Origin of the sequence: Cetobacterium sp. ZOR0034, assembly GCF_000799075.1 — a bacterium.
In the GTDB taxonomy this organism is placed as follows: Bacteria; Fusobacteriota; Fusobacteriia; order Fusobacteriales; family Fusobacteriaceae; genus Cetobacterium_A.
This window is the reverse complement of record NZ_JTLI01000021.1, coordinates 35902-48456: the sequence shown is the minus strand read 5'-3', so window position 1 is coordinate 48456 and position 12555 is coordinate 35902. Positions and strand designations below refer to the sequence as shown.

Here is a 12555-nt window from a genome sequence, read left to right as displayed (position 1 = left end):
ACTTTCTTCACAAATTATCAAGAGAATTAGTTACAAAGCATAATGCGATTATCATCGAAGACCTTAATATGAAAGGCATGAGTGGAGCACTAAACTTTGGTAAATCTGTTTCTGACAACGGATGGGGCATGTTTACAGTTATGCTCCAATACAAGGCTATGTTTTGTGGTAAACAGGTTATAAAAGCTAATAAATGGTTTCCATCTTCAAAAACTTGTTCAATTTGTGGAAACATTAAAACAGAATTAGCATTGTCAGAAAGAGTCTATAAATGTGAAGAGTGTAACTCTGAGATAGACCGTGACTTGAATGCAAGTATAAACATTCGCGAAGCTGGTAGAACTCTATTAGCTTATTAAGATATATCAGGAGAGGGACTCTCCGTAGAGCGTGGTCAATATATTTTAGATTGCTAAGATACTTCCCACGAAGCCCCACCCTCTATTAGGGTGGGGTAGTTCACAATAAAGTGAATCCGTTTTCAGTTGAGGGAGATATCATTGTTATAGATAGATTCGATGAGAGATGGGTTGAAGCTTTCCAAGAGAATGCTTTACTTAGATCATTCTTCAAATTTAGTAAAAGTATCTCAAGAGATAATATAGAGTTTCTGCTTCTGTTTAAAGATATAGAGAGAAGTGAGTTGATAAGAAAATTAGAGATAATTAAAGGATATGTTAAAAAGATAGATATCTTAGATGAGAGAGAGATTACAGTTTCGATAGGTGCTAGTATAGAGAGTATAGCTAACAAAAATGAACTCTATAAAGCGATAGCCGAAAGTGATAAAAGCCTTTATAAAGCTAAAAACTCTGGAAGGGATTGTATTATTTTTGAAGGAAATAAGATAACATCATCTTGACTTTTGTTGCACATGTTTATATAATGGAGTAATGAATTAGTGATTAATGGGAGGAGCTTTGAAAGGATACATCAGGTTTTTAAATATTTCATTTCTTTTGTTACTAGTTTTTTCACTTTATAACAAAAGAAATTTTCTACATTCAGAGATAACTACATCAATAGAACATTTTAATAGCAATTTTGACGAAAAGATATACACATTGAAAAATGAGATAAATTTTCTAGATAAAACAAGAAAACAGTTACAAATACCTGAGTATAAAACAAAGGGGCGTATAAAGTATTTCAAAGTGAATGACTATGGGGTTTACTTTGATACAGCTACAGTGATGCCAGAAACCTATGAGTATTATGATATAGGGGAGGGAAAAGCTCATCTAAATAAAAGATTTGATGACTCTCTTATAGGTGTTGTATATAATAAGGTAAGAAAAGTTGAAACAACCAAACTTTACGAAGAGAATGCAGATGTGTATCGTGGTAGAGGGGATATTGTTTTTGTAGATATATTTGAAGAGAAATGGGCTGATGTCCTACAAAATAGCATGCTATCCAAATCGTTTTTCAAAAATACAAAGAGTGTCTCAAGAGACAATATAGAGTTTATACTCTATGATTCATATGTGGATAGAATATATGGGCTGAGTATGTTTTCAATTGTGATACCGGTCTATGAGATGATTGGAAATAGAGAGTTCCTTCGTGGAATCTGGTATTTTGATTTTAATAATAAATTTTTTATGAGTGACTTAGAGAGATTGAAAAGTAAACTTCATCTAGATATTTTGATTATGGATTCTAAGGATAAACTGGTGACTTCAACTGATCCGAAGTTACTGTTTAAAAATGTAAATCTAAATGATTACTATATCTATCCGTTGAATAAAACGAACTATAAGATTTTAGTGAAGAAAATAAACCTAAGAAATCTTTTAGATTACCAAGAGATAGTATTTATACTGCTGATATTTATTTTAAGGGTTTACCTTTTGAAAAGAGAGCGTTTGGAAAAAGAGGTAAATAGTTTGAAAATAGCGGAACGAGTTAGAAGTCATATGATGATGAGGGATTCGTTAACAAAACTTTACAATAGATATTTTGTTGAAAAGATTTTGACATATCCGATATATGACTGTGGAGTTGCTTTGATAGATATAGATTATTTCAAAAGTATAAATGATAACTATGGGCATGATAAAGGGGATCATGTTCTTCGTGGAATCAGTAATATTATAAAGCTTTTAGGTGGACGAAATGTCCATGGGATACGTTGGGGAGGAGAGGAGTTTCTCATCCTTTTCAAGGATACAAATAGATATGAGTTGTTGAAAAAGTTGGAGTTGATTCAGATATCTATTAAAAAGTTAGATCTTTTAGAGGAAAGAAGTATAACAGCTTCGATTGGAGCGGTTGTAATGGACATAGATAGTAAAGAGAAACTTTATGAAGCTATATCTGAGAGTGATAAAAATCTATATAAAGCGAAATCAGCTGGAAGAGACAAAATAGTTATGTAAAAAAAGCCATCCTATTGCAATAGGATGGCTTCTTTTTTATTTTTTGTATCCACACTTTGAACAAGTTCCGTGTTCATCTAGTGATATTCCACAAAGTGGGCAACGCTCGATATTGTTTTTAGTAGTGAATTCTGCAGATGCTGCATTTACACCACTTGTAAATGTAATTTTTGCAATATTTAATTTATCTTTTAATAGGTCATAAACGATTTTAATCATACCCTCAACTGTTAGAGTCTCTTTTGTAACAACTAAACGTGACTCAGGATAAGCTGTTGCAAGTTCAGTTTTAAATGCCACACCTTTCATAGTGTTTTCAGGTGTTCCATCTTTAATACCTGTCTCCTCGTAAACTTTTAAAATAGCAGGAAGAAGTGGATCATCTTCTCTTAAAATAAGTGCGTGATCAAAGTTTTTCATAACGTCCCAAGCTGTTTTTTGAATCTCATTACATGGATATACCATATTAACGCCTTCATTAACAGAATCTTCAACTTCAATAGTTAAAAAACCTGTATGTCCGTGTAGATATTGAGCTTCACCTTTAAACTTATAGAATCTGTGTGCATATTGTAAATCAAATGTAGTTATACTTCTCATAATAAATCCTCCTTTTATTTTTATTCTAATAATAGTAATCATTACTATTATTAGTTATGTGGTTATTATTACATATAAAAATACTTTTGTCAAACATAATCTAAAATTTTTTTTATCTTTTAAAAATAAAGTTGGAAAAAAATCAAAAATAGTTTACAATTATAGTAAAGATAAAAGGAGGGAATTTTCTATGAAATTTTCTAAACAAAGAGAATTAATCCTAAATTATATACTCAACAGCCATGAACACCTTACAGCTGATACAATATATTCTGATTTAAAAAAAACTAATCCCGAGTTAAGTTTAGGTACAGTCTATAGAAATTTGACAAAGTTAACAGAGATTGGAGCTATTAAAAAGGTTAGTTTACCAAACCAAGTTGATAAATTTGATAAAAATTTAGAACCTCATGCTCACTTTATATGTGATGAGTGTGGAGATATCAGTGATATAAATATCCCTGGAATTGATATGTTTTTAGATAAGGTTTCAGTTGAAAAGGATATTTCAATCAATAAGTATAACATCACTTTCAATGGAACTTGTGAAAAATGTAAAACTAAAAATAAACATTAAAAAAAGCCATCCTATTTAAAATAGGGTGGCTTCTTCTATATTTACTGGTTTACTGATATAGTAACCCTGGGCGTAATCAACACCCTGCTCTTTTAAAAATTGAAGTTGCTCTAAAGTTTCAACTCCTTCAGCAACGATTTTCAGATTCAACTCTTTTATTAAAGAGATAAGATTTTTATACACAATAGTTCCACGATCTCTATTTAGCTCGATAGAGTCAAGAAGTGACTTATCAAATTTAACTATATGTAGAGGTATAAGTGGAAGTATTCCAGCTGTCGAGTGACCAGCCGTGAAATCATCAAGTGATATTAAGAACCCTAGATTACTAAGAGCTGTCATCTTACTTATAAGATCTTGTATATCTGTTATGAAAACCGATTCTGTGATTTCAACTTCAAAGTATTTTCCAGAGATATCATGTTTATCAAGAAGAGTTTTTAATACAAGAATCAAATCCGCTCTTTTAAATGTAACCACGGATATATTAAATGACATTCTAAAATCCTTAGGAAGTCTACCTTTTAATAGTTCACTTTTAACAAAACTGATAGCTTTATCAGCCACAGCATAGTCAATTTTATGAACGAAGTTAAACTTTTCAGCTACTGGGATAAACTCAAATGGAGGAATAACTCCAAGAGTTTCTGAGTTGTAACGAGCCAAAGCTTCCGCTCCAATAATCTCACCAGTTTTTAAAGATATCTTTGGTTGGAATACAGGAAATACTCCATCGATATTTTCCTTTAAAACATTAAAGACACTCTCTTCCCGCTGTTTGCTACTTATAAATTTCTCGTCAGCTATACGATATCTAAAATCCTTTTTATTCTTAGCATCAAACATAGCTAAGTCAGCATATTTGAATGCATCTGTAACAGTTAGAGAGTCATTTTTCTGACAGAATCCAACTGAGAAAGAGACACCATGCCTCACCATGTTTGGACAGTACTCAAGATAAAGTCCTAACTTTTTGTTTATGTTGTGTAGAGAGTTTAAAAACTTATCACGATACTCCTCGTTTAAAGCTCTATCAATTATAGGTATCAGTTCTGAGTAGGTAGGTGAAATACCGATAGCTATTCCACCAGAGTTACTAATTTTTACACCGAAAGTTGAATTGTAAAGAACCGGCGTTGGTGTTAAAATAAATTTAGCTTTGATATCGTTATTTTCTAAAATAGCTGCAGCATATTTTTTATATGTGTGTCCCTTTGTGACATAGATCTCTTGACCCTGCAGTTCCTCTAAGGTATAGAACTGAGTAGTTGTTGAAACAACAAAAAGTGTTTCGTTGAATATTGTGTTTGTAAAATTTAAATAGTTTTGAAATAGATCTTTTATAATCTCATTTAAAGAGGGTTCCGTTACCAAATACTTATAAAACTCTATAATTATTTTAATAAAATATATAAAGTCAAAAGTATCATTCCTTTTTCATAGAATTCAATTTTGTCTACATTTAGAGACTACTCTCGTTTTTATAACTCTTCAAAGGCTTAAATTCCCGCATAACGAACGGTACATATTATAGTTTTCTTCTTTAGGAAACTCTATAATTGCTTAAATTTATACTTGCATTTAAATCTCTATCCATAATATGACCACATTCGCATTTGAAAACTCTGTCAGAAAATTTTAAATCTTTCTTAATAGTTCCACACTTTGAACAAGTTTTACTACTCGGATAAAATCTAGGTACTTGTATAAACTCTATTCCATTAAATTCAGCCTTATATTTCATATAAGTTATAAATTTATAGAAGTTCTGTTCTGCTATTGCCTTTGAGAGATGCTTATTTTTCATCATACCTTTCACATTTAAATCTTCCATTACAATTCGAGATGGCTTGGTTTTCACTATCTCATTAGTAATTTGATGAAGATTATTGTTTCGGATATTAGAAATTCTTCTATGAACGAGCCTTATTTTTTTCTCTAGCTTCACGATATTTTGGCTCTTTTCGTAACGGTTATTCACCTCCCGAGATTTTTCATATTTTCGTGAAACTTGTTTTTGTAGCCTTTTCAATTTTTTCTTTAATTTTTTAACAACTTTTTTCTTATTTATATTTTTATATACTTTACCATCAGAAGTGACAGCTAAATCTTTAACACCCAAATCTATTCCAAGTGAAGCATCATTGAGTTCTAAAGTGTTATTCTGTTTTTCAATTCCTACAGCGATATACCAATATTTTCCATCAAAACTAATTCTAGGATTAGTGTATTTAACATCTATTGGAACTTGTTCAGCGGTTTTAACCCATCCAACTTTTTCTATTAAAACAGAAAATTCTTTTACTTTAAGTTTAGAAGTATCATTATAAAAACTAGGTTTAGCTTTCTTTTTACTTTTAAATTTAGGAAATCCAGTTTGATTTTTAAAAAAACTTTTATAACTGTTACAAGCGTCTTTTACTGCTTGTTTAGCTACATTGTTTGAAACATTATTTAACCAACTTAGCTCTGTTTTTTTTAGTATTGTTATCTCTTTTCTTAACTCATTATCGCTTAAAAACTTTCCACCATTTTCATAATTTTCTTTCTGTCTTGCTAAAGTCCAATTGTAGATAAATCTTGCTGTTCCTGTTGATTTCCAAAGTAAAGATTCCTGCGTTTTATCTGGTTTTAACCTTATCTTCTTCGATAGAATCATCAGAAATCAACTCCTTTATTATTTTTTTAGCTTTATTGGCTCTCTTACCTTGAAGCCTACAGCTAAAAACAGTAACTATTTGAACCAAATCTTCTACAAGTTCCTCTTGCTCTATTTTTTCAGTGTTATCAATTACTTCTATTTCTACTGAATATTTTTTACAAAGGTTTTCAACAAGTTCATACCCAAATCTAAGTAATCTATCTTTATAAAGAATAACTATTTTTTCAACTTCTCCATCTGTTATAAGATTAACCAGTTTATTAAACCCCTTTTTATTATAGTTTACACCACTTCCTATGTCGCTAATTATTTCAAACTGATAGCCTCTTCCTAACATATATAGCTTCACATTATCTATTTGTCTTTCTAAGTCATCTTTTTGCTTATTAGAACTAACTCTACAATATCCAATTATTTTTCTATTTTTCTTAACAGTGTTTATGCCCAAAAATTTATTAACTTGCTCTTCTGAATAATATCTATATCCACTATCTGTTTTATGATGTGGAACTAGCTTCCCGTTAGAATCCCAATTTCTTAATGTTTGACCTGTTACATTTAAAATTTTTACCATTTCTCTAGTTGAATAATACTTCATTTTATTTCACCTCAACTTAGTTTAATAGTAAAATTTATAAAAGTCAAAACTTATTTTTGAAATTTATAAATTTATTTCAACTGTTAAAAGCCTCTTTTGAAGAGATATTATAAAACTCATTGTCTAAAAGTCCGACTGTTATCTCTTGTGTTCTTAGGTTGTTTAAGTATGTCTCCTCTTCTATACTCCTAGGGATGTAGGTTTTACTAAAGATGAGAGTAGTTAAAAGAAGAAAGAGTAGAAAGATTTTTTTTATCATAATTTCCTCACTTTTGAGCTGTAATTTGAAAGTTAATATATTAAAAAAGTATACCATATTTCCTAGAAATAGGGAAGATGGAAAGAGTGAAGAGGCTATGAAAAATTTAAGGCAAAAAAACTGACTATCTGTGTTATAATAATATAAAATAAAGACTGAAACTAAGAGAAAAAAGTGAGGAACGATTTTATGATTAGAAAAGTTAATCGTGTAATACAGGACTTTCTAAGGCCTATTAGGTTAGAAATTGGAAAGATGATATGGGATAGAAAAGAGAAAAAAAGTCTAGAGTTACTTCAAGGTGATAGAGTTGATATGAAAAAAATCAAATCTATTCTTTTTTTACGTTATGATGGAAAAATTGGGGATATGGTTATAAATACTTTGCTTTTTAGAGAGGTAAAAAAAGTTTATCCTGACATAAAGATTGGTGTCGTAGGGAGAGGAGCAGCAAAGGATATTATAAAATTCAATCCATATGTGGATGAGATATATGAGTATGAAAAGGGAAAAGAGAGCTCTTTAGGAAAGAGAGTAAGAGCTGAAGGGTATGATGTTGTTATAGATTTCTCTGAGATGTTACGTGTGAACCAGATGAAGTTGATAAATCTATGTGGCGGAAAGATAAACATAGGTTTAGATAAAGTGAATTGGAAGTTGTTTGATCTGAGTTATAAAAAAAGTTATGATAAACATATAACGGATATGTATAAAAATATATTACGACTTTTAGAGATAGAGAATCCTGATTTGACTTATGATATATATAGTGATGAGGTTGTAAAAAATCGTATAGATGGGATAGTAAAAAATATAGATGGAGATATTGTAATACTAAATCCATATGCGGCAAGTAAGCACAGAAGTTTCAATAGAGAGAAAATATTAGAGATTTCTAAAAGAGTTTTAAAAGATGAGAAAAATGTACTTTTATTTATAGGGGAACCTAGTAAAAAAGTTGAGATAGATGGGATAATAGAGAAGTTGAATTCGAATAGAGTTTTCTATCCAGAGCTAAAGGGGATTTTAGATGTAGCAGAGTTGATATCTCATGCAAAATATATAGTGACACCAGATACATCTATTGTTCATATTGCAGTTGCTAAAGGTATTCCGATGACAGCGGTATATAGATTAGATACTGAAGATAACAACTCAAAGGTTTGGGGACCAAATTCGAAGATAGCAAAACAGATATTCTCTAAAGATGTAGCTAAAACTGGAGAAGAGGCTGATATCAATAAGTTTGAAGTTGAGGAGATTGGATTATGAAAAAAAAGATAGCTATATATAACGGACAGTTATATATGGGAGGAATTGAAAGAGTTCTAATAAACTATTTAGAAAAGTTAGCAAAAGAACCAGAGTTAGATATTACATTGATAATAAAGGAGAACATTCCTGAGAAAAATATATTTTTAAATGAGGTTCCAGATAATATAAAGGTAGTTTTTATTAAATCTGAAGAGATGTGTAGAAATACTGATAGATTAAGAGGATATAAAAAAAGTTTTATATCAAGAATACAATATCAATGGGCACTGTTCTATGAAAGAATAGTTATGAAAAATTGGGTTAAAGAGCACTTTAAAAATAACAAATATCATACAGTTGTAGATTTTGATATGAGCTTATCAAAATATGTTCAAGAGGTAAAACAAGATGTAGTAGCTTGGGTTCATTTTACATTAAAAGGTAGAAAAAAGAAAAGAGTTAAACTTTTTAGAGAGAAATGTGAATACTATAAAAAGATTGTTGTTATCTGTGATGATATGAAAGATGAGTTGATTGAGCTTATGCCTGAATATACAGAGAAAGTTGTAAGAATATATAATCCTATGGATTTTGATACTATAAGAAAAAAATCAAAAGATCTATCAGAGTTAAGTGAAGATGATAGAAAACTATTAGATGATAGATATTTTGTAGGAATTTCAAGATTAGTTGCAGGTAAAAATAGAGTTGGATTAGTTGAAATCTATTCTGAGTTGAAAAAAAGAGGGATAAAACAGAAGCTTTATATAATAGGAGATGGAGAGGATAGAGTTAATGTAGAAAAAAGAGTTGAAGAGTTAAATCTTCAAGAGGATGTATTACTTTTAGGACAAAAGAAAAATCCACTTCCATTTATGAAAAATGCAGAGCTATTTCTACACACATCTATGGGTGAGGGATTGCCAACTGTTTTTATAGAAGCTATGTTATGTGATACGATAGTTTTAGCTTATGATTGTCCGACTGGACCTAGAGAGATTTTAGCTGATGGGAAAGCTGGAGGGTTGATCAGGTTAAATGATAAAAAAGCTTTTGAAGATAAAGTGATAGAGATATTAAATAATGAAGAGTTACAACAAAGTATTAGAAAAGAGATGGATCTGAAGATAGCTGAATTCAGTTATGAAGATATAAGAGAAACTCTTTTAAATTTGTTTGATTAGTTGTTAGAAGAAAGAGGCGGAGATGAGAGGATTTTTCATAAGATTAATAGGAAATAAAAATCAAGAAGAGTTTAAACCAGAAACAATACAAACAGTATATATAGTTGGTGGCCGAATGGGGGATATAATAGTAAAGACTCCTATGCTAGAAGCTTTATCGAAATTGAATAAAAATTTAAAGATAGATATAGAGGTAATAAAAGGTGGAGAGTATTTAGTTCAAAATATTCCATATATAAATGAAGTTTTAGTAAAAAATAGTTATTTAAAGAAAAGTAGATTCAAACGTATTTTAGATAGTTTAAAATTCTCTTTAAAAAATAGAGGTAAATATGATCTTTATTTTGATTTTACAAATAACTCTAGATTTTTTCATATTTTATCTTTAAAAATACTATCCCCTAAATATCTTATAGGGATACACAGATTAGAGAAGTTTGGAATAAGAAAAGATGAACTGACAATTTTTGATAAATATGTAGAAGTAAATAGCGATGCACATGCCGTAGATATAAATATGGATTTTTTAGAGCCTTTAGGATTAAAAGGAGAAAGCACAAAATATAAATTGTATTTAGGTCAAAATGAGGAGAAGTTTAAAGAGTATTTTGATAAGAATAGAATCAATATAGTGATAAATCACAGAGCAAGTACAGAGAAAAGAAGCTTTAACTACGCTGAATTAAAAGAGATTTTAATAAAACTATCAAAAATAGATTTTAAGGTGAAGTTGTATCTTGCTTCGATGCCGAATGAGTATGAAAAGTTAAAGATCGTAGTAGAGGAATTAGATATTGAAAATATTCAACTTTTGATGAAAACAGATACCATAGGAGAGTTTGCAGGGATAATAAAGTATTGTGATTTAGTTTTAAGTGTAGATACTGGAGTTGTGCATATAGCATCGGTATATGATAAGCCATTAGTTGGAGTATATCCTTTTAGCGAGAATAGCTATAAACTTTTTGCGCCGAGAAGTTCTAGATATGAGGTTGTACGAGGAACAAAAGAGGGATATACAATAGAGGGATTTTCAGTTGATGAGATTGTAGAAAAAACGAGAGCGTTTATTGGAGAAATGAATAGATTATGATAAGGAATAGTGAGTGTAAAGAGTTTGAAATCTATTATAAAGATGAAAGGTTTAAACTTTTAGCGGAAAAGGTTTTGAACAAAGAGTATGAAGTGATTGAAGAGTATAAAAACACAGAGAGAAACTATGTAGCCAAAATAGAGATTGACAGTAGATTTTATGTTTTGAAATCTCCAAAAGCTGAGACGGTTATACCACAAAGAAGGCTACAAACAGCCTTTAAAAAAGGAGAGGGGCTTACAAGTTTTATAAATATAGATGCAGCACAAAAATTAGGGATAGATTTTTTTATTGAGCCATTAGCTGTGATGGTAAAAAGAGGAGTGTTTTTAAAAGAGAGCTTTATTCTTATGGATTATATTGATGGGAAAAAAATAGAAACAGTAGAGGATATAGATGTAATTATGGGTATGGTTCAGAAAATTCATGAGAAGGGTATTTATCATGGAGATCTGAATACATCTAACTTTATAAAAACAAAAGAGGGTATAAAAATAATCGACTCTCAAGCTAAAAAAGAGAAGTTTTGGCACTTTAAAAGAGGTTATGATATTCTTACAATGAAAAATGACCTTTTAACAATTAGTTTAGGATATGAAGTTGAAAAAAAATATAGAGTGAAAAGAGATCTTGGATATGTTTTAGGTTATTTTATAAAAAACTTTAAAAAATTATCTTTTGTTAAAAAAATTAGAGAGTTTAAAATAAAATTAAGAAATAAAGGATGGAAGGTATGAGTAATCGAAAAAAAACTTTCGTTCACATATGTGAAGAGTTTGAATATACTTGGATTGGAAAAGATAATGGGATGTTTCCTATATATGCCCATGAAGTTTTAGGATATGAAAGTAAAATAGTTACTTCAAACTTGAAAGATGATCTTCCAGATGAAGTTAGAGGAGTGAAGATTGTAAAAGTTTCTAGATGGTTTAAAAAAGTTAAGAACTTTTTACCTTTCATAATTCATTTGAAAAGAATACCTTTATACTACTATATATCTAAAAATGCAAAGAATATAGATATTCTAATGCTATTTCATATAACAAAGTGTAGTTATTGGAGAGCGTATTTTTATAAAAAATTTAATCCAATTGGGAAAATCTATATTAAAGCTGATTTTAATTTAGAACAATATAGAAAAGAGATAGAAAGAACTGAGATGTCACCTAGGACACTTAGAGAATATTTAAGAAAAAATAGAGAGATTAAAGAGTATTCTAAAAGAAAGAGATTAGTTGAAATGGCAGATTTAATAAGCTATGAAACAGAGGAAGCTTACGAAGAGATGAAAAATTCATACGCAGGTATTTCAACAAAAGGAAAGGTTTTACATATTCCGAATGGATATGATAGTAAGTATATAGACTCATTGTTTAAAGATAGAGAGTTTAAAAATAAAGAGAATCTGATGATAACTGTTGGAAGATTGGGAACATATCAAAAGAATACAGAACTACTTTTAGAGAGCTTGGCAGAGATTGATTTAAAAGATTGGAAAATGATCTTTATAGGTGGGATAGAGAAAGAGTTAGAACCTAAAATAGAAAAATTTTATGAGCAGTATCCAGAGAAAAAAGAGAGTGTTGTATTTAAAGGAGTAATTAAAGACAAGAATGAACTTTATTCATACTACAATAAAGCTAAGGTGTTTTTATTAAGCTCTAGATGGGAAGGATTTGCACTTGTATTTTTAGAGGCTTTAGCATTTGGTAACTATATAGTTAGTACAGATGTTGGTGGAGCTCGAGATGTAACAGAAAACGCTAAGATTGGTGAGATTATTCCTGGAGATAAAGAGAGTTTTAAAAAAGCTATTCAAGATTGTGTAAACAATAAAATTGAGTTTGAAGAAAAATATAGCGAAACAATAGAAAAAAGTTCAGAATTTAATATGACTAATTTAATAAAAAAAATTAATGGATTTGTTTAAAAAGTTAGCAAGGGGGA

At 29.8% G+C, this 12555-nt stretch carries 13 protein-coding genes; 9 read left to right on the top strand and 4 right to left on the bottom strand.

Annotation, left to right across the window (positions count from 1 at the left end; translation table 11 throughout):
• The 3 genes from L992_RS05770 to L992_RS13105 form a co-directional block, all read left to right on the top strand.
• On the top strand, positions 1-359 hold a 359-nt coding region (locus L992_RS05770; protein WP_047394984.1), incomplete at its 5' end, for an RNA-guided endonuclease TnpB family protein.
• Positions 360-469: 110 nt separating this feature from the next.
• Positions 470-862: a diguanylate cyclase domain-containing protein gene (locus L992_RS05765; protein WP_047394982.1), complete on the top strand. Its 393-nt coding sequence runs from the start codon at positions 470-472 to the stop codon at positions 860-862.
• A 58-nt stretch (positions 863-920) separates the two neighbouring features.
• Positions 921-2381, top strand: a complete 1461-nt coding sequence (locus L992_RS13105) for a GGDEF domain-containing protein (RefSeq protein WP_052191779.1) — start codon at positions 921-923, stop codon at positions 2379-2381.
• Between the two features lie 36 nt (positions 2382-2417).
• On the opposite strand, the gene L992_RS05755 is transcribed toward L992_RS13105, so the two are convergent.
• A complete protein-coding gene (locus tag L992_RS05755; protein WP_047394979.1) occupies positions 2418-2981 on the bottom strand; it encodes a 6-carboxytetrahydropterin synthase in 564 nt (187 codons plus the stop codon).
• 190 nt (positions 2982-3171) lie between these two features.
• On the opposite strand from L992_RS05755, the gene L992_RS05750 reads away from it, so the two are divergent.
• On the top strand, positions 3172-3558 hold the full coding sequence (locus L992_RS05750; protein ID WP_047394976.1) for a Fur family transcriptional regulator: 387 nt from the start codon (positions 3172-3174) through the stop codon (positions 3556-3558).
• A 15-nt stretch (positions 3559-3573) separates the two neighbouring features.
• On the opposite strand, the gene L992_RS05745 is transcribed toward L992_RS05750, so the two are convergent.
• The 3 genes from L992_RS05745 to L992_RS05735 all read right to left on the bottom strand — a co-directional run bounded on the left by L992_RS05745 (position 3574) and on the right by L992_RS05735 (position 6818).
• Positions 3574-4932, bottom strand: a complete 1359-nt coding sequence (locus tag L992_RS05745; protein WP_047394973.1) for an EAL domain-containing protein — start codon at positions 4930-4932, stop codon at positions 3574-3576.
• Between the two features lie 169 nt (positions 4933-5101).
• Positions 5102-6217, bottom strand: coding sequence for an RNA-guided endonuclease TnpB family protein (locus tag L992_RS05740; RefSeq protein WP_047394970.1), 1116 nt, complete (start codon positions 6215-6217; stop codon positions 5102-5104).
• Complete coding sequence (locus L992_RS05735) at positions 6180-6818, bottom strand: IS607 family transposase (protein ID WP_047394967.1); 639 nt, start codon at positions 6816-6818, stop codon at positions 6180-6182. Before L992_RS05735 ends, L992_RS05740 begins: the two co-directional genes overlap by 38 nt.
• A gap of 448 nt (positions 6819-7266) precedes the next feature.
• On the opposite strand from L992_RS05735, the gene L992_RS05725 reads away from it, so the two are divergent.
• Genes L992_RS05725 through L992_RS05705 form a run of 5 tightly spaced genes read left to right on the top strand, consistent with a single transcriptional unit; the run spans position 7267 to position 12538 of the window.
• Positions 7267-8349, top strand: a complete 1083-nt coding sequence (locus L992_RS05725; protein ID WP_047394960.1) for a glycosyltransferase family 9 protein — start codon at positions 7267-7269, stop codon at positions 8347-8349.
• Positions 8346-9515, top strand: a complete 1170-nt coding sequence (locus L992_RS05720) for a glycosyltransferase (protein ID WP_047394957.1) — start codon at positions 8346-8348, stop codon at positions 9513-9515. Before L992_RS05725 ends, L992_RS05720 begins: the two co-directional genes overlap by 4 nt.
• A gap of 22 nt (positions 9516-9537) precedes the next feature.
• The gene (locus tag L992_RS05715; RefSeq protein WP_052193922.1) at positions 9538-10608 is read left to right on the top strand and encodes a glycosyltransferase family 9 protein; all 1071 of its coding nucleotides are present in this window, start codon (positions 9538-9540) and stop codon (positions 10606-10608) included.
• Positions 10605-11345 carry a lipopolysaccharide core heptose(II) kinase RfaY gene (locus tag L992_RS05710; protein WP_047394955.1) on the top strand — a complete coding sequence of 247 codons (741 nt, stop codon included), beginning with the start codon at positions 10605-10607 and terminating at the stop codon, positions 11343-11345. The genes L992_RS05715 and L992_RS05710 overlap by 4 nt, the downstream gene beginning before the upstream one ends.
• The gene (locus L992_RS05705; RefSeq protein ID WP_047394952.1) at positions 11342-12538 is read left to right on the top strand and encodes a glycosyltransferase; all 1197 of its coding nucleotides are present in this window, start codon (positions 11342-11344) and stop codon (positions 12536-12538) included. The genes L992_RS05710 and L992_RS05705 overlap by 4 nt, the downstream gene beginning before the upstream one ends.
• The last annotated feature ends 17 nt before the right edge of the window (positions 12539-12555 follow it).